Origin of the sequence: Ulvibacter litoralis (assembly GCF_900102055.1) — a bacterium.
GTDB lineage: Bacteria > Bacteroidota > Bacteroidia > Flavobacteriales > Flavobacteriaceae > Ulvibacter > Ulvibacter litoralis.
Window position 1 is genome coordinate 1,144,010 of sequence record NZ_FNBA01000001.1, and the last position, 19,324, is coordinate 1,163,333.

The 19,324-nt window shown below is 37.3% G+C and carries 11 protein-coding genes; 4 read left to right on the forward strand and 7 right to left on the reverse strand.

Going from position 1 to position 19,324, the window contains the following annotated elements; translation table 11 throughout:
• Nucleotides 1-60 precede the first annotated feature (60 nt).
• Nucleotides 61-2,283 (reverse strand): hypothetical protein, encoded by a 2,223-nt coding sequence (locus BLQ00_RS17550; RefSeq protein ID WP_175445415.1) that lies wholly within the window; start codon nt 2,281-2,283, stop codon nt 61-63.
• Between the two features lie 51 nt (nt 2,284-2,334).
• Nucleotides 2,335-5,172, reverse strand: a complete 2,838-nt coding sequence (locus tag BLQ00_RS05305) for a TonB-dependent receptor (RefSeq protein ID WP_093141467.1) — start codon at nt 5,170-5,172, stop codon at nt 2,335-2,337.
• 174 nt (nt 5,173-5,346) lie between these two features.
• Here BLQ00_RS05305 and dgt point away from each other — a divergent pair, with 174 nt between their 5' ends.
• Both dgt and BLQ00_RS05315 read left to right on the forward strand, forming a co-directional pair.
• A complete protein-coding gene (dgt, locus tag BLQ00_RS05310) occupies nt 5,347-6,684 on the forward strand; it encodes a dGTP triphosphohydrolase (protein ID WP_093141918.1) in 1,338 nt (445 codons plus the stop codon).
• Nucleotides 6,685-6,956: 272 nt separating this feature from the next.
• Nucleotides 6,957-9,572: a T9SS-dependent M36 family metallopeptidase gene (locus BLQ00_RS05315; RefSeq protein WP_093141469.1), complete on the forward strand. Its 2,616-nt coding sequence runs from the start codon at nt 6,957-6,959 to the stop codon at nt 9,570-9,572.
• A 50-nt stretch (nt 9,573-9,622) separates the two neighbouring features.
• Here BLQ00_RS05315 and BLQ00_RS05320 read toward each other — a convergent pair whose 3' ends face one another.
• Nucleotides 9,623-11,395: a 1-deoxy-D-xylulose-5-phosphate synthase gene (locus tag BLQ00_RS05320; protein ID WP_093141472.1), complete on the reverse strand. Its 1,773-nt coding sequence runs from the start codon at nt 11,393-11,395 to the stop codon at nt 9,623-9,625.
• Nucleotides 11,396-11,488: 93 nt separating this feature from the next.
• Between BLQ00_RS05320 and BLQ00_RS05325 the strand changes: the two genes are divergently transcribed.
• Complete coding sequence (locus BLQ00_RS05325) at nt 11,489-11,938, forward strand: nucleoside deaminase (protein ID WP_093141475.1); 450 nt, start codon at nt 11,489-11,491, stop codon at nt 11,936-11,938.
• 68 nt (nt 11,939-12,006) lie between these two features.
• Here BLQ00_RS05325 and BLQ00_RS05330 read toward each other — a convergent pair whose 3' ends face one another.
• The 4 genes from BLQ00_RS05330 to aspS form a co-directional block, all read right to left on the reverse strand.
• Nucleotides 12,007-12,204: a cold-shock protein gene (locus BLQ00_RS05330; RefSeq protein ID WP_093141479.1), complete on the reverse strand. Its 198-nt coding sequence runs from the start codon at nt 12,202-12,204 to the stop codon at nt 12,007-12,009.
• A gap of 96 nt (nt 12,205-12,300) precedes the next feature.
• Nucleotides 12,301-12,546: a hypothetical protein gene (locus BLQ00_RS05335; protein WP_093141481.1), complete on the reverse strand. Its 246-nt coding sequence runs from the start codon at nt 12,544-12,546 to the stop codon at nt 12,301-12,303.
• 3 nt (nt 12,547-12,549) lie between these two features.
• Nucleotides 12,550-14,340 (reverse strand): chloride channel protein, encoded by a 1,791-nt coding sequence (locus BLQ00_RS05340; RefSeq protein WP_093141484.1) that lies wholly within the window; start codon nt 14,338-14,340, stop codon nt 12,550-12,552.
• A 45-nt stretch (nt 14,341-14,385) separates the two neighbouring features.
• Entirely contained in the window at nt 14,386-16,140 is a 1,755-nt protein-coding gene (gene aspS / locus BLQ00_RS05345) for an aspartate--tRNA ligase (protein WP_093141486.1), read from the reverse strand.
• 203 nt (nt 16,141-16,343) lie between these two features.
• Here aspS and BLQ00_RS05350 point away from each other — a divergent pair, with 203 nt between their 5' ends.
• Nucleotides 16,344-19,322: a SusC/RagA family TonB-linked outer membrane protein gene (locus BLQ00_RS05350; RefSeq protein ID WP_093141488.1), complete on the forward strand. Its 2,979-nt coding sequence runs from the start codon at nt 16,344-16,346 to the stop codon at nt 19,320-19,322.
• Nucleotides 19,323-19,324 lie beyond the last annotated feature (2 nt).

Sequence of the window (19,324 nt, forward strand, 5' to 3'; positions counted from 1 at the left end):
AAAGAGCCACGATATTTCGTAGCTCTTTTTAGTTTTGAGCGGAAGCTCAAGGTTTATTTTTTATAATCCTGAAGTCCATCCAGCAGCCCAAGTAGGAGCAGCAGCACCGTTTCCAGCACCAGAAGTAGGACCTTGTACTACAAAGTTTTGGTTGGCACCAGGATAGTCCGTAACCATCCAACCTGCTAAAGGATTGTCAAATTGCATTGGGTTCACAGAAAGATCACCGTTTTCAATTCTAACAGCAGCTTCAGCATCTGTATCTTTTACTTTTACGCCAAGATCGATACCATCTGTATAGAAGTTAGTCACTGTAAAGTTTCCACCACCTTCTTTGTAGTATAATGCACCTTCAGAAACAGGTCCAACAACTGTAATGTTAGAAAGTGTTGTTGTTGTAACAGGAGTCGCATTTCCATTGTCTCCATTGTTAGAACCTTCAATACCTGCTTTAGCACCGTCTTTAATGTACCAGTATGATCCATTTCCAGTCCATCCGTCAGCAAAATCGATAGAGTCATCACCACTACCTGTAGATACTAAGTAGTTACCAGATACTGATCCTCCAAAAAATTCGATTCCGTCATCCCCACCGTGAAGTGATTGTACGTATTCAAAAGTTGTTCCTGCTCCAATTCCGAAAAGAGATACACCGTTAAATTCTTTGTCGTTAGAGAATGTAGCACCTGTGTACTCTACACGTAAGTAACGAATAGAACCAGAGTTGTCATTTGCGTCTGTACCACCATATGTAAGATCAGCAACTTCAGAAGTCACAGAAACACCTTTGTTTGTTGGTGCATAACCACATAATACCAATCCACCCCAGTCTCCAGCAGTAGGATTCGCACTTCCAGAAGTCATAACAACTGGATTGTTTGCTTCCCCTTCGATATTGATTTTACCACCTTGTGCTACTGCGATGTATGCAGCAGTTCCACCTGTAGCTTTAATTGTAGTTCCTGCAGGAATGTTTAAAACACCTCCGTTAAGCACCACGAATGAACCTGTTAATAAGTATTCAACATCAGCATTTAAAGAAACTGTTCCAGATACTTCACCGGCAAGGTTTTCAGTACTTGCTGGTCCGCTGTTGTCTAATCCAACAGTCCAACCTGCAGCCCAGTCAGGAGAAGCGGCACCGTTACCAGCACCCGTTGCAACACCTTCTGTGTAGAAAGATTGGTTGCTTCCTGTGTAGTCAGTGATTTGAAAACCAGCAGGAACATTTCCGAATTGAATATCGTTGATGTCAAGATCTCCATTTTCGATTCTTGCAGCAGCTTCAAGATCAGTATCTTTTACTTTTATTCCAAGATCTACGTTACTAGTGTAGAAGTTGTTAATTGTAAAGTTTCCACCACCTTCTTTGTAGTACAATGCACCTTCAGAAACAGGACCAACAATTGTAATGTTTGAAAGTGTCGTTGTTGTAACAGGAGCAGCATTACCGTTATCTCCATTGTTAGAACCTTCAATACCAGCTTTAGCACCACCAGCAATGTACCAGTTAGAACCCGTTCCTGTCCAACCGTCAGCAAAGTCGATTGAATCATCACCACTATTAATAGATACTAAGTAGTCACCTTTTACAGTTCCTCCAAAAAATTCGATTCCGTCATCACCTCCGAAGAACGATTGAACGTATTCAAAAGTAGTTCCAGCACCCACACCGAAAAGAGAAACTCCGTTAAATTCTTTGTCGTTAGAGAATGTAGCACCTGTGTACTCCACACGTAAGTAACGAATAGAACCTGAATTGTCATTTGCGTTTGTTCCACCATAAGTAAGATCGGCAACTTCAGAAGTTACAGAAACACCTTTGTTTGTTGGCGCATTACCACAAATTACCAAACCACCCCAGTCACCTGCAGCAGGATTTTCAGAACCAGAAGTCATAACTACTGGATTTGAAGAAGTTCCGTTTACAAAAATCTGACCTCCTTGTGCTACTGCGATGTAAGCAGCAGTACCACCTGTAGCCTTAATTTTTGTTCCAGCAGGAATTGTTAAAGATCCTCCGTCTAATATAACATATGCTCCAGTTAATTCATATTCTAATGTTGCGTCAAGAATAACATCTGTTGCAACTTCTCCAGAAAGTAAATTAGCTAAACAAGGTTGACATGCAGTTCCACCGCAATCAATACCTTCTTCGTCTCCATTTTGGATGCCATCGGTACAAGATGCAGCCGTTGGATTGTTGTCGTCATCACTTCCACACGATACTAAAAGTGTAGTTGTAGCAAGTGCTAACATAAAATTAAAAATTGTTTTTTTCATTTTTCTAGTTTTTAAGATAAGTACTACTAAGTGTAATTAGTTATTGTTAGATTAAAATTTGTATGCTAATGAAAGTTTGAAATCATACCCTTTTTTGTATGACAATACGGTTACATCTTTTTGTTGAAAGTCGACTAAGTCAGGATTTGTTGTTCCGTCTACAGCTTCTTGAAATCTTTCAATTGTTGGATTTAATAAGTTTTTAGCAGAAAGCCCTAAAGAGATATTTTCTGTTAGTTGTGTTTTTGCGATAAAGTCTAAGGTTGTAATTCCCTTTTCGATTAAGTTTCCTTTTCCTACACTTCCAAGCGCGAAGATTCGGTCTGAAAAGTAATTGGCAGCAACCGTTAGTTGTATGTTTTTATCTTCTGAAAATTCTTTGTAATAACTTACATCTGCATTTGCAACAAAGTTTGAAGCTCCAGAGATTTCCGTTTCGCTATACGTCGGAATAAAGCTAATTGGCGCTCCTACTTCGGTCGATTCAGCCAATACTTTTTCACCGTCTAAGTCTTGATTCGTCATCATGTAAGAAGCATTAAAACCAGCGCTTAAGTTGTTTTTTAAAGTCGCATCTTCAGTGTCTACTTCATGTTCGAAAATGGACTTACGAAGTTCCAATTCAGCTCCTAAAGCAGTTGCTTTTTCACCTGTGTTACCCCAAGAGATATCGTTGGAAGCAGAGACCACCGTGAAACTATTGATAGGGTTTTGAATGTATTTTCCGAAGGCACCTAACGAAACAATTTCATTAGATTGTGGAAATAACTCCCACTTTACATCTACGTTGTAATCGGTTGAAGCGTATAACCCAGGGTTTCCTTGGTAATCTTGGTTTATTTCTTGGAAAAGGAATAAAGCTCTCTCCTTATATTGTGGCAACGTGTATGTTTTACTTGCTGCAAATTTTAAGTTTTGCTTCTCAGTTAATTCATACTTCATCGACACGGCTGGAAGAATTTCAAGCGACTCTAAATCACTACTTCCGTCTCCAAGCGAAGTAGACCATTCGATGTTTTGATTAATTTGCTCCCCTCTAACTCCTGCAAGTACTGTGAACTTAGGTGAAAAAGCATATTCGAAATTTAAATATCCAGCGTGAATTGTTTGATCTCCTTTGTAAAACTGAGGATCTAAGGCGTTTGGAAGATCTACAGTACCTCTAAACGTTCTTATTCTGAAAAGTCCGTTATTTAAGTTTTCTTGATTGAAATAGGCATCAACGTTGTAAGGATCTACAGTTGGTTGTGGTACATTTCCAAAAATTTGAAAGTTGAATTGTGTCGCTTCAAAATTTACGTTTTTAAACTTTCCGTTGTACCCAACAGTAACTTTTCCATTATAATCATCATCTTCATTTTTGCTGAATTTATACGTTGCAGCAAGTCTAGCCGCTACTTCTTCTTCCGCTAATTCAGAATAAAAGCGATTGTTGTCTGAAGCTGAAGATACAAACTGAAAGGATTTAGGTCCGTCAGGATCATTTGCCGCTACAGGAACTAAAGTAACCTGTCTTCTGTCTGGCATTAAGTTTTCTAGATAGTTGTAAGATCCACCCCAATTCACTTCAAAACGGTCACCAATTTCGTGGTCACCTAAAAGTTGGTGAGAAATCAAAGAGGTTCTTTCAAAAATTGCACGTTGAATAAATCCACCTCCTTCAGAAGCATCATCATCCTTGTCTATTACCCCTAAGTATTCTTTTTGCTGTTGACTTGTAATGTTTAAGTAGAGACCGTTGTAGTTTATTTGAGTGCCTTTGTTTTTTATTCCTAAGTTACCCATTAACGTAGTGTTGGTGTTGTATGAGTAATTGTAAAAATCAAAATCACTGTCTTGTACCGAGCTAACATTGACACCCCCTCTAGAGATTCCTTCTCTAAATGAGTAGTCGTTACTGAAAGATCCCACACCAAATAGACTCACTTTTGTGTCTTCGCCAATTCTAAATGAATCTCCTCCTTTTAACGAAACACCAGAATTTACAGGCATTGAAGTACGCTCTCTATCCCAGCTTGTTTCAAAGTTGTAGTTGGTTAATGGAAAAGCTGGATAGTCTTTTTTGTAAAAACCTGTTTTGTTAGGGCCTTCATTTAAATAAAAGTCACTTTCTCCAACCGTAGCGGTATTTACTCCAGTTTCAAAACCCACTTCAAAAAAACCACTTCCTTTATAGTTTTTAGAAACGATGTTGATGTTTGCTCCTGCAAAATCTCCATAATTCTGAACATTGTATGTTTTGTCAATTCCGATAGACTCTAGAATATCAGTATCGAAAATACTAAGGCTAATGTTCTTCTTAGAAGGGTCGTTAGAAGGTAATGGTAAATCGTTTAGGGTTGTAATGTTGTAACGATCTCCTAAACCTCTTACAAATACATTTCCAGTACCTTCATCTTTCGAGATTCCTGTTACTTTGGTTACAGCCGTTGCCACATCTCCAACTCCTTTACGAGACAGTTCTGCCGAACCAATACTTTGTTTTGTTGTAATTGCTTTTTTCTGTTCCAATAATAAAGCAACTTCACTTTCTTTACGAGTGGTTGTTTTAATAACTACTTCATCAAGAGCAGCTGCACTTGCACCCATAGGAACATTTACCGTTGTTACTTTATTAGCTTCTACAACAATGTTGTCAATCTCTACAGATTCGTATCCTACAAAACTGTATACAATAGTGTATGTTCCAACCTCAAGGTTTTCTAAAGCGTATAATCCATCAAAATCTGAAGTAGTTCCTGTTGAAGTGTCTTTAATAATAACGTTTGCGAAAGGCAAAGGTTCGTTGTTATAATCTTTATCCGTTAAATTACCTACAATTGATCCTGTTTGTTGTGCAAAAGTGATAGTTGCAATTGATAAAAAAAGGATAGTTAAAAATGTTCTCATTACTTAGTTTAAATTTCTTGGGGCAAAGAAACCGTTATAATGTAAAGCCTGTGTTAATTGGGGATTACGCTTTTGTGATAAGAAGGTTACCTAAACGTTACGAGGCTTCCTGTCATTTTTCAGTACTTTTTCTGAACAAAATAGTATCTTGCTAGCAAATAAATTACTACAATGATGCAATGGGAAAAACTCTTGTCTTTACGAAGACAAGGCGATACCAACAAGCGATTACGCATAGAGCAAGATGAAACTCGTTTGGGTTTTGAAGTAGATTACGATCGTGTAATTTTTTCGTCTGCCTTTAGAAGTTTACAAGACAAAACACAGGTAATTCCACTTTCTAAAACGTCTTTTGTTCACACTCGCTTAACACACAGCTTGGAAGTTTCTGTTGTAGGACGCTCTTTAGGACGCACCGTAGGGAAAGCAATACTCGAAAAACATCCACACTTACAAAGCACGCACGGACACCATTTCAACGATTTTGGAGCTATTGTCGCTGCGGCAGCTTTAGCACACGATATTGGAAACCCACCGTTTGGCCATAGTGGTGAAAAAGCGATTGGAGATTACTTTTTAAACGGCAACGGAAAACGTTTCAAGTCGCAACTTACCGACAAGCAATATCAAGACCTTGTAAGTTATGAGGGGAACGCAAACGGATTCAAAATAGTTACAGAATCTAAAAACGGAGTAGAGGGCGGATTGCGATTGTCGTTCGCAACATTGGGTGCTTTTATGAAATATCCAAAAGAGTCCCTACCTAAAAAACCTACCAAACACATTGCCGATAAGAAATTTGGTGTTTTTCAATCGGACATTCCTTTTTTTGAAGAGGTCGTGAAAGAATTAGGGTTGCAAAAAAGAGGGAAAGCCAATGATGTAAGTTATGGCCGTCATCCGTTGGCCTTTTTGGTAGAAGCAGCAGACGATATCTGTTATACCATTATTGATTTTGAAGATGGAATTAATTTAGGGCTAATTGATGAAGAGTTTGCGTTAGAATATTTAATTAATCTAGTAAAAAAGTCTCTTAATACTGAAAAATATAGTAGTTTAAAGTTGCCTTCAGATCGACTAGCGTATTTAAGGTCGTTAGCGATAAGCACATTAATAGGAGAAGCCGCCTCAATTTTTATTGAAAATGAAGCCGCTATCTTAGAAGGTAATTTTTCCGAAGCATTGCTCGATAAAAGTAAATACAAGGCACAAATCGATGATATTATAAAGATTAGTGTTGAAAAAGTATATCAAAGTAGTGAAGTAGTAGATAAGGAAATTGCTGGATATACAATTTTGGCAACGTTGCTAGATGTGTATACAACAGCTTTTGAAAATTACTTTAAAGGAGGCAATCGCCATTATGATGCGTTAATCTTGAAAAATTTTAAAGGAAATATTTCAGAAAATCAGAATGTCTATGATTACTTGATGGAATGTTGCAGTTATATTTCAAGACTTACAGATGGGAATGCATTGCAACACTTTCAGAAGATAAAAGGAGATCTTTAAATACAGGCAGAGAAATTAAGTCTACATAATTGATAGGCCATTTGAGGATTTTGATAGCACGATTATGTATATAGGATTCTAAAGAAATTAATCTGAAATATCTTTAACAAAAACCCCTTAATCGCTTATATTTGTCAATCTTAGTGTTAAATAGTAGGATATTGTAAGATATTTGCAATGTTTATGATATTTTTATGAACTAAAGAAATTAATAATAAACCTTATTATGGAATATAGCTTATTGTATTTCGTATGTTAATCTAAAAAAAAACATGAAAAAAGCATTATTTTTACTAGCTTTTATTACTGTGAGTGTTGTTTCAGCGCAAGACTACAGTAGTGTGATTAGCTCGTATTTGAGTAGTAATCGCGCAGAGCTAGGACTACAACCTCAAGATATTGGGGAAATCGAAATTAGTTCACAAAGTTTCTCAAAAAGCATGGAACTTGATGTAGTATATGTAAATCAAGTACATCAAGGAATAGAAGTTTTTAATTCAACTTCTACTTTTGCAATTAGAAATGGAAACGTTGTAAACGCTAACCTTTCTTTTACTGAGAATATTTCTCAAAAAGTAAACGCTACAAACCCAAGTAATACTGCAATGGCAGCAATTGCAACGGCAGCGAGTTCTTTAGGGATTCAAGCACCTTCGAACTTACAGGTTATAGAGACAGTTGGAGCGCATTCTTATGTGTATTCTAATGGAAGTATCTCTTTAGAGAACATTCCTGTAAAATTAGTGTACCAAACAACTGAAGACAACAACTTACGTTTAGCGTGGGATTTAAGCATCTATCTTTTAGATGGTTCTCATTACTACAGTGTACGTGTAGATGCAGTAACTGGAGCATTATTAAGTACTCATGATTGGGTAGTTAGCTGTAGTGTTAATTCTAAAGCGCATACTAATCATGCAAGTCATACAAATGAAGTTGCTGCAAGAGGACAAAGTATTTTGTTTCAAGACAAAGCACCTACCAATCTTGAGCTTTTAGCTGGAGAGCAATACAGAGTATTTCCTATTCCTGTTGAAAGTCCAAGTCACGGATCTGATGAGTTAGTAATTGAGCCTGCAGATGCTACAGCATCTCCTTTTGGATGGCATGATTTTGACGGAGTAGCTGGTGATGAGTTTACAATTACTAGAGGTAACAACGTTTGGGCACAAGAGGATGCAGATGGAAATAATGGGGTTGGGTACTCTCCAGATGGAGGAGCTACTTTAGACTTTGACTTTGCATTTAACTTTAATACATCTCCTGGAAACATGAGGGATGCAGCGATTACAAACTTATTCTATATGAATAATATCTTGCATGATGTATTGTACCAATACGGATTTGACGAAGAAGCTGGAAACTTTCAACAAAACAACTACGGAAATCCTGGAAATGGAAACGATTATGTAATTGCAGAAGCACAAGATGGTTCTGGAACTGATAATGCAAACTTCGCTACACCACCAGATGGACAAAGACCAAGAATGCAAATGTTCTTATGGACTGCTTCAGGACCTGCTGGTGAGCCGTTAACGATTAACAACGGACCTTTAGCTGGAGATTATACTGGTATTCCTGCGAATTTTGGACCACCATTACCTGCAACTCCTATTACAGAAGATTTAGTAGTTGTATTAGATGATGATTCTGGTGTTTCTACAGATCCAACAGATGCTTGTGATGTAATTACTAATGGAGGAGCACTTTCTGGTAAAATTGCAGTAATCCGAAGAGGAGAATGTGAATTTGGATTTAAAGTATTAGCTGCTCAAAACGCAGGTGCTGTTGCAGCAATTGTAGTAAACAATGAAGCTGGAGCTCCAATTATTATGGGACCTGGTGTAAATGGTGGAGATGTTACTATTCCTTCTATTATGGTTTCTCAAGCAGACGGTGAGGCTTTTATTACTGAATTAGCATCAGCTACAGTAAATGGTTCTATCTTCGAAACGGGACCTTACATGTTAGATGGTGATGTTGATAATGGTATTGTTGCACACGAATACGGACATGGTGTTTCTAATAGATTAACTGCTGGACCAACAAACGTAGGTTGCTTGCAAAATGCTGAGCAAATGGGTGAAGGTTGGAGTGATTATATTGGTTTAATGCTTACTATGGAACAAGGTGACTTAGGTCCTGATGTTAGAGGTATTGGAACTTATGCTACTGGTGAGCCAATTACTGGTACTGGTATTAGAACTTACCCTTACAGTACAGACCTTACAGTTAATCCTCATACATATGATAATATCAAAACAGAATCAGTACCTCACGGTGTAGGTTCAGTTTGGACTGCAATGCTTTGGGAAATGACTTGGGATTTAATTGATGCTAATGGTGGAACTATCGGTGATATTTACACAGGTACTGCTGGAAATAACATCGCATTACAATTAGTGATGGATGGTATGAAGTTACAACCTTGTAATCCTGGTTTCGAGGATGGTAGAGATGCTATTTTATTAGCTGACAGACTGAACAATGGAGGTGCTAACCAATGTTTAATTTGGGAAGCATTTGCAAGAAGAGGTATGGGTCTTAGTGCTAGTCAAGGTAGTTCAGCAAGTAGAAGTGATGGTACTGAAGCTTTTGATGTACCAACAACTCCTGGTTGCCTTTTAAGTACAGCAGATACTAAACTTGATAATAACTTTGCAATCTATCCAAACCCATCTAATGGAAACATTAACATTAGCTCTGTTGTAGATGCTGGTGATGTAACAGTTTCTATTGTTGATCTTAATGGTAGAGTAGTATTTACTCAAAATGTTGAGTTACATACTTCAGTAAATATTAACGCTGAAAACTTGAACACAGGTATTTATGTTGTTCAAATCGAAGGTGTAAATTACGCACATACTGCTAAGTTGATTATTGAGTAATCAATAGTTAGAACAGAATTTTAAAAAGAGGCTTCTTAGAAGCCTCTTTTTTATACGTATAATTCAATGGTTTTTTGAATTGCTTCGGAAGAAATTCCTGCAATACTTTGAAGTTCGTGCACACTAGCATGTTCTAGAAATACATCGGGCACACCTAGAATCTCAATGGTGTTTGAATACTGATGCTTTACTGAAAACTCAGCAATACTACTTCCAAAACCCCCTGCAATAGCGCCATCTTCAATCGTAATGATTGTTTTGTAGTTTTTAAAAATATGGTGTAGTAGTTCTTCATCCAGCGGTTTTATAAATTGCATGTCATAACACGCCACTTTTTCTGAAGCTGAAGAGGTTTTAATGGCTTCTAATGCATTTTCAGCAATAGGACCCACCGTTAAGAGTGCTACATCAGTACCTTCCTTTAAAAGCGATCCTTGTCCTATTTTTAGTTCTGAAAAAGGCAGTTCCCAATCCAAAAGGGTTCCTCTGCCACGCGGGTAACGTATGGCTATGGGTAAATTCAATCCTAATTGAGCAGTATAAAGAATGTTTCGCAGGGCGATTTCATTTCGTGGTGCGACAATTATTAAATTTGGAATGCAGCGTAAATACGAAATGTCAAAAATACCGTGATGGGTGGCGCCATCTTCACCTACAATTCCAGCCCTGTCTAAACAGAAAATAACGGGCAGTTTCTGCAAGCAAACATCATGAATTACTTGGTCGTAGGCACGTTGTAAAAATGTAGAGTAAATATTACAATACACATACAACCCTTCCGAAGCCAATCCAGCAGCAAGAGTTACCGCATGTTGTTCTGCAATTCCCACGTCAAAAGCACGTGTTGGAAACGCTTCCATCATATATTTTAAAGAACTCCCAGTAGGCATCGCGGGTGTAATTCCAATGATTTTCTCATTCTTTTTGGCGAGAGTGACCATTGTTTTGCCAAACACATCTTGAAACTTAGGCGGAATTTTTTCGGTGCCTTTGGGAAGTAAGTCGCCCGTTTTCGCGTCAAATTTACCAGGAGCATGATAGGTTACCTGATTTTCTTCTGCTTGCCGAAGTCCTTTTCCTTTTTTAGTAATAACATGAAGTACTTTGGGACCTTTTATGTGTTTTAATCTGTTTAATTCTGAAAGTAACGTATCTAAGTCGTGACCGTCGATTGGACCTGTATAATTAAAGTTTAATGCTTCAAAAATGTTGTCTTTTTCTGAAGCTTCATCAAGTTTTACTTTTGTAAAATAGGCTTTTAATGCGCCAACGCTAGGGTCAATACCAATGGCGTTGTCGTTTAGTATGATTAAAATATTGGTGTCGGTTACGCCCGCGTGATTTAAGGCTTCAAAAGCCATTCCGCTTGCAATGGAAGCATCACCAACCACAGCAATATGTTGTCTGGTTGTATTTCCTGTTAATTGTGCTGCGATGGCCATTCCTAAAGTGGCAGAGATGGCGGTACTGCTGTGTCCCGTTCCGAAGGCATCGTATTCACTTTCGGCCATTTTTGGAAATCCGCTAATGCCTCCAAGCGTTCTGTTGGTGTGAAAAACATCTTTTCGTCCCGTGAGTATTTTATGTCCGTAAGCCTGATGACCCACATCCCAAACGAGCTTGTCTTCAGGAGTGTTAAAAACATAGTGCAATGCAATGGTGAGTTCTACAACGCCTAAACTTGCGCCTAAATGCCCTTCTTTAACCGCAACGATATCTATAATGAATTCGCGAAGTTCCTGCGCAATCTGAGGTAAGTCTTGTTGCGTCACTTTCCGAAGATCTCTTGGGAATTGGATGCTATCTAATTTGTTTTCTGACACATCGCAAAGATACAGTTATTCGGTATTTGTTAAATAATAGATTGGATAATTTGTTACTTTGCGTTTAGAAACTAATTGCAACAGGAATACATTATGATTGAGCCTTACGACGATGCGTATTTTATGAAAAAAGCACTTCAGGAAGCGGAAGCTGCATACGCTAAAGATGAAATTCCAATTGGAGCGGTGATTGTAAGTAACAATCAAATTATAGCAAGGGCACATAACTTAACTGAAACGTTAAACGATGTAACCGCACATGCCGAAATGCAAGCGATTACCGCAGCAGCAAACTTTTTAGGTGGAAAGTATTTGAAAAAATGCACACTATATGTTACGATTGAACCTTGCCAAATGTGTGCAGGAGCTCTTTTTTGGAGTCAGATTTCAACCATCGTATATGGCGCTCGTGATGAACAAAGAGGGTGTATTTCGTTAAACACGAAGCTGCATCCCAAAACAGTTTTAAAAGGGGGTGTTTTGAAAGAAGAAGCTTCTAATTTGTTGAAGCAATTTTTTATAGAGAAGCGCAACTTAAATTAAGTCATAAAAAAAGCCTCTAAGTTCATTGTGATTAGAGGCTTATATCTATTAGGTTGTATCGTATATACTTAGTCGTGGAGTACGCGCACTTGAGCTGCAACCATTCCTTTTCTTCCTTCTTCTTCTACATATTCTACTCTGTCACCTTCGTTAAGAGCTTCCCCATTTAATCCGGTAATGTGTACAAAAATGTCTTTTCCAGTATCATCGTTAGTGATGAAACCAAAACCTTTAGATTCGTTGAAAAATTTTACTGTTCCTTCCATTGTAATAAAAAATAAATTAAAAATTGGTGTTATTGAGCTATAAATGTAGTGCGGTTTTTTAACATTAAGAAAAATATTTACAAAAAAGTAATTGATTTATAACTTCTTGTCTTTTTGGTACTCTTGCATTTTTTCAATGTTCTCTTTGGTTAGCATATAGTCCTTTACGTTTTTATCTTTCCATCGGTGATAAATAAATGAAGGCATTAATATGAAAAAACCTACAACAATAGCGCTTCCAATTAAAAGATGTCCTGTAGCTTCATCTTCGGGTTTTATGTAGAATCCAACAGCTAGTAAAATAATAACGGCTATGAATAAAAGGGGTAAAAAATATTTCATGATTTATTTAGTTGAAAAATCTATAAGTTTTCGTCTGTATGCGGTTAATAATTTCGATTTAGAAACAAAACCATAATATTTGCCGTTGCTAATTACGGGTAAATTCCAAGCAGACGTATCTTGAAATTTCTTCATAACATCAGTCATTTTGTTTTCTTCTAGCATGATGTATGCTGGAGGGGTTTGCATTAAATCACTCGCCTTAATTTTTTTATACAAAGTTTGATCAAACATAACAGGGCGAAGATCGTCTAGTAAAATGATGCCTTCAAGTTCTTTTGTAGCTTTATTAACAACAGGAAATAAATTCCGATTCGATTTTACAACGGCTTTGTGTACAATGTCTCCCAAGGTCATGTCTAAATAAACCGGAACAAAGTCGCGTTCAATCACGGTTTTAATGTCCATGAGTGTGAGTACTGCGTGGTCTTTATTGTGAGTAATTAAGTCTCCTTTTTTGCCTAATTCCATTGCATATACTGAATGTGGAATAAAGTATTTGGTAATGGAAAATGAAATCACAGAAGCAATCATTAACGGAATAAATAGTTCGTACCCTCCTGTTAGTTCAGCAATAAGGAAAATTGCTGTTAAGGGGGCATGAAGCACTCCTGCCATCACTCCTGTCATTCCAACTAATGTGAAATTACTTTCAGAAATGTTGGACGTAAAGAAATTTAGGGTATTCAATATTTTGGCAGAACAAAAACCTGTAATGCTTCCCATAAATAGGGTAGGCGCAAAAATTCCCCCTACACCACCAGCTCCAAACGTAAAACAACTTGCAATAATTTTGAAGAAGATGAGACCTGCTAATAATGCAATAACCACCCAAGCACTCGTTAAATCGAGGTGAAAGATGTTGTTTTCTAAGGCAATTTCAGGGTTTCCTTGTACTAAATTATTAATAACATCGAATCCTTCACCGTAAAGCGGCGGAATGAAATAGACGAGGACTCCAATTCCTAGTCCTCCAATCATAAGTCTTTTTATGGGCGAACTAATTTTTTCAAAAAAGGATTGAAAAAAAGAGTATGTTTTTGTGAAATAAATAGAAACCAATCCTGTAGCAACCCCAAGAATAATGTACAAAGGAACGTGTTGAATTCCGAATTCATCTTCAATTCTGAAAGGGAGTAGGACATCATTTCCGAAGAAAAAATAAGACGTAATAATTGCTGAAAGTGACGCTAATAAGAGCGGCATTAAGGAAGCCAAAGTAAGGTCGAGACTAAATACTTCAATCGCAAAGATAATAGCTGCAATGGGTGCTTTAAAAATGGAAGACATGGCACCAGCAGCAGCACATCCAATTAACAAGGTTCGCGTTGCTTGGTTTAAATGAAGCATTCGCGATATATTCGAGCTTATTGCGGCTCCCGTTGCCACGGTAGGGCCCTCTAATCCGACAGATCCTCCAAAACCAACCGTTAAAGGTGCGGTAAGTAAACTTCCAAACATTTGATGGGCTTTCATGAAGCCTTTTCGTTGCGAAATAGCATATAATGTAGAAGGAATTCCGTGACTTACTTTTTGTCTAATCACATACCGAATACAGAGATAGGTGAGGGTTAGTCCTATAATTGGAAAGATAAAATAGAAGGCTGTGAGGTAGTCTTTTATTAATTTCTTTTCAAGGAGTAACTGTATAAAGTGGGTTGTGTTTTTAATAATAACTGCACCAACGCCCGACGTAAAGCCCAAAAGAATACTTACAATGTAAATAAACTGTTTGTTTGAAATATGCTTTATGCGCCATATTAAAAATTTCTTTAAAAGCGTTTTTTTAGGCATAGTGCTATAGTAGTAAAAAATCCTGCAAAAAGCAGGATTTTAAATTTACGATTTTATATTGAGTTGTAAGCTTAGTTCTTCAAGTTGTGCATTGTCTATTGGTGCAGGCGCATCGATCATGACATCGCGTCCCGAATTGTTTTTTGGGAAGGCAATGAAGTCTCGAATCGTTTCTTGACCGCCTAAAATAGCAACCAGTCTATCCAGTCCGAAGGCCAAACCACCGTGAGGAGGCGCTCCGTATTGGAAGGCATCCATTAAAAATCCAAATTGAGCTTTTGCTTCCTCTGGTGTAAACCCAAGGTAATCGAACATTAATGCTTGTGTTTTCTTATCGTGAATACGAATAGAGCCTCCTCCAATTTCGTTTCCATTTAGTACTAAATCGTATGCGTTTGCTTTTACGTCGCCAGGATTGGTTTCTAGTAATGCTAGTTGCCCTGGTTTTGGAGAGGTAAAAGGATGGTGCATTGCATGGTAGCGTTGTGTGTCTTCGTCCCACTCTAATAAAGGAAAATCGATAACCCATAAAGGAGCAAACTCATCCGCTTTACGAAGACCAAGTCTTTCGGCCAATTCCATACGTAGCGCACTTAATTGAGCGCGTACTTTATTTTTAGCTCCTGAAAGCACACAGATTAAATCTCCCTTTTGAGCTCCAGTTACTTCTGCCCATTTTGCAAGATCTTCTTGGTCGTAAAATTTATCTACGGAAGATTTATAGGTACCATCATCGTTGCAGCGTGAGTAAACCATTCCTAACGCGCCTACTTGAGGGCGTTTTACCCAATCAATCAGTTTGTCAATTTCTTTACGCGTATAAGCGTTTCCTCCAGGGACTGCGATACCTACTACTAATTCTGCTTGGTTAAAAACACCAAAGTCTTTGTGTTGTGCTACTTCGTTAAGCTCTCCAAACTCCATTCCGAAGCGAATGTCAGGTTTGTCGTTACCATACTTTTGCATAGCCTCATCATAGGTCATTCTTGGAAATGTTTCAAGAGTAACTCCATTAATTTCCTGCAACAAATGACGTGTTAAGCCTTCAAAAGTGTTTAAAATATCCTCTTGATCGATAAATGCCATTTCGCAATCAATTTGCGTAAACTCTGGCTGTCTATCGGCGCGTAAGTCTTCATCTCTGAAGCATTTTACAATTTGGAAGTATTTGTCCATTCCCCCCACCATCAATAATTGTTTGAAGGTTTGCGGAGATTGCGGAAGCGCATAAAATTGACCTTCATTCATGCGAGAAGGCACTACAAAATCACGAGCTCCTTCAGGAGTAGATTTAATAAGGTACGGAGTTTCTACTTCGACAAAGTTTTTTTCAGAAAGAAAATTACGAACTGCCATGGTTACTTTATGACGAAAAATAAGGTTTTCTCGTACTGGGTTTCTTCTAATGTCTAGGTAACGATATTTCATTCTAAGGTCTTCACCACCATCTGTTTCATCTTCAATAGTAAAAGGAGGTGTAAGTGATTCGTTCAGAATCGTAATTTCAGAAACTAATAGTTCAATGTCTCCAGTGGCCATTTTTGAGTTTTTAGACTCACGTTCAATAACGGTTCCTGAAACTTGTATTACAAATTCGCGTCCTAATTTAGCGGCTGTTTCCATCATAGCTTTAGGCGTGCGCTCTTCATCAAAAATTAATTGCGTGATGCCATAACGATCTCTAAGGTCTACCCAGACCATGAAGCCTTTATTTCTAATTTTTTGTACCCAACCTGATAATGTTACTTGTTGGTTTATGTTTGAGGCGTTTAATTCGCCATTAGAATGCGTTCTGTACATTTTGAAAAATTAAGTTCTAACTACTTTTGTAGAAGTTGCAAATTTATAAAGATAATATATGCAATGCATTAAAAAATTGGAAAAGAAATTTTTGTCTATCCTTTATATAATTCCTTAAATTTTTGTGTTAATTAAGCTACAAATGCAAAAAAAAGGAGAATTCTTTATTAACTTACCACTGAATTAATCAATATGAATAAATTATGAAACAAAAAAACTCTACTCGCAGGACCTTCCTGTTTTTATTATTTCTGTTTCCATGTTTAGTGTTTGCACAAACCTCGCTAAAAGGAAAGATTCTTGATAAAAACGGAGACACTGTCCCCTTTGCCAATGTAATTGAAAAAGGAACCACTAACGGAACGACAACAGATATTGATGGTAAGTTTACCATTGACGTTCCCAATTTGCCCGCAACTTTAGTGTTTTCATCTTTAGGTTACGAAACAGTTGAACAAGTAGTAAATACAGCTGCTCCAATGACTATTAATTTTGTTGAGTCTGCTCAGGCTCTTGACGAAGTAGTCGTAACAGGGCTAGCAACCTCAGTAAAAAGATCAAACTCTGCAAATGCTGTTGCTTCCATATCTGCTGAAGATATTTCAGGAAGAACACCTCCTCAAACGTTAGATGGAGCTTTGGCAGGGAAATTTGCAGGAGCACTGGTAACAAAAAGTTCTGGAGCTCCCGGTGGTGGAATTTCAGTGAAACTTAGAGGGGTAACCTCGATAAATGGTAACTCACAGCCGTTATATATCGTAGATGGTGTTTATGTAAATAATAGTAGTGTTTCGGCAGCAGGATTGAATGCTGTTTCTGGTGCTGCTTCAGGAGGAAATCCTTCAAGTCAAGACAACCCTTCAAATCGTATAGCAGATATTAATCCAGATGATATTGAAAGTATAGAAGTGCTTAAGGGTGCATCTGCCGCTGCAATTTATGGATCTCGTGCTGCTGCAGGGGTTATTTTAATAACAACCAAAAAAGGAAAACGTGGTGAAACAAAAGTTTCTTTGTCTCAAGAAGTTGGTTTTAATACCATGTTGAATCCTTTAGGGCAACGAACTTATACTCGTGACATTGCTGAAGCTGCTTTTGGGCCAGGAAATGGCGCATTGTTTGCTGAAGCACAAGCAAACGGAACCTTAACAAATTTTGAAAAAGAGATTTATGGTGAAGAAGGCTTTATTAATAACACAAGTGTTAATGTGTCTGGAGGTTCTGAAAATACATCCTTTTATGCAGGGTTTTCTAATAGTGAAGAAGATGGTATTGTGAAAAATACGGGTTATAATAGAAAATCGGTTCGTTTAAATGTTGAGCATAAGTTTTTAGATAAACGTGCGAAAATTTCTGTTAGCAGTAATTACATTAACTCAAATGCGGACAGAGGGTTTTTTAACAATGATAATACAGGGACCACAATAGGGGTGTCTTTAACATCTACACCACCTTGGGCACAATTGTTTCCTGATGAAAATGGAAATTATCCAGACAACCCTTATGGAGGGTCTAACCCGCTTCAAACAAGAGATTTAATTACAAACAGAGAAACAGTTAATAGATTTATTACTGGGGCGACTCTTGATTTTAATATATATGATGCTGAAAATTCTAGTTTGAAATTACAATTACGCGCAGGTGTCGATTACTATCAATTGGTTACTAAAGCTATTTTTCCGAAGGAACTTCAATTTCAGAAGATTTCAAATGGAGGGCTTAATGGTTTAAGTGCATTAGGTTCAGCTGAAAATAAAGATGCGAATTATTCTGCATTTTTAGTACACGACTTTAATACTGATAATGATCTTGCGTTTACTACTCAAGTGGGTATTACAAAACAAACGTTTAGTGTTAACATCGTACGAAACATTGCAACAAATTTAATTGGTACTGAAACAAATTTAGACCAATCTGGAAATGTTAGTGTTTCTCAAAACAGATTAGAACAAGAAGATGCTGGTTTTTTCGCTCAAGAAGAAATTAATTATCAAAATAAATTTATTGCTACCTTAGGGGTTAGAGGTGACAAATCTTCTAATAACGGAGATGCAAATAAATTGTTTTATTATCCGAAAGCGTCATTAGCAGTTAACTTCCATGAATTTGATTTTTGGAACAATTTTGAAACGATGAATCAATTTAAAATTAGAGGAGCTTATGGAGAAGCTGGGAACTTTGCACCAAACGGAGCATTATTTACAGCTTATGGGAGTTCTTTAATTGATGGTTTACCAGGAATTGTAGTTCCAGTAACGCTTGGAGATCCTACAATTGTACCTGAGCGTCAAAAGGAATTAGAATTTGGGGTAGATGCTGGCTTTTTTAACAATAGATTAAATTTAGAAGCAACGTATTACAACAAAAACGTAGACGATTTAGTACTTCTTGCAAATAATGAGCCTTCTTCAGGTTTTGGAAGCAGATGGGCTAACTCTGGTAACCTTGAAAACAGAGGGATTGAACTTTCGTTAAATGCTGATGTTGTAAGAAGCGATAACTTTAACTGGAGTACAACTATTTTATATTTTAAAAACGAATCTGAAATAACTCGTTTGGATGTAGAGCCATTTAATCTTGGTGGATTCGGACAAGGATTGGGTACTTTTAGAATTGAAGAAGGAGAAAGTGCTACCCAAATTGTAGGGAACAATGCTGATGGTGATTTGGTAGTTTTAGGAAATGCAGAGCCAGATTTTCAAATGACTTTTACAAATAACTTTAATTATAAAAACTTTGATTTATCATTTTTATGGCACTGGAAAAAAGGAGGAGATAATATCAACTTATCAAGCCTTTTAACAGATTTTGGACAAACTAGTTTCGACTATGATGGTACAAACCTCGATCCAAGTGGTGCTATGTCGAATGGAGATTATAGAGTAAATGCTTTCCTTTCTGGAAACGCAACGCCATTCGTTGAAGATGCTTCCTATTTAAGATTACGTGAAATTGGATTGTTTTATACGGTTCCAAGTAAGTTAATTAAATCAGCATTTAAAGATTATGTATCTAATTTTAAAATTGGATTTTCAGGAAATAACTTAATCAACATTTTTGATTATAACAGTTACGATCCTGAGGTTTCGAATTTTGGCTCTAATGGGTTGTCTTCAGGAGTTGAAGTAACACCATTCCCATCTTCGAAGCGTTACTTATTTCATTTAGCGGTTGATTTTTAATA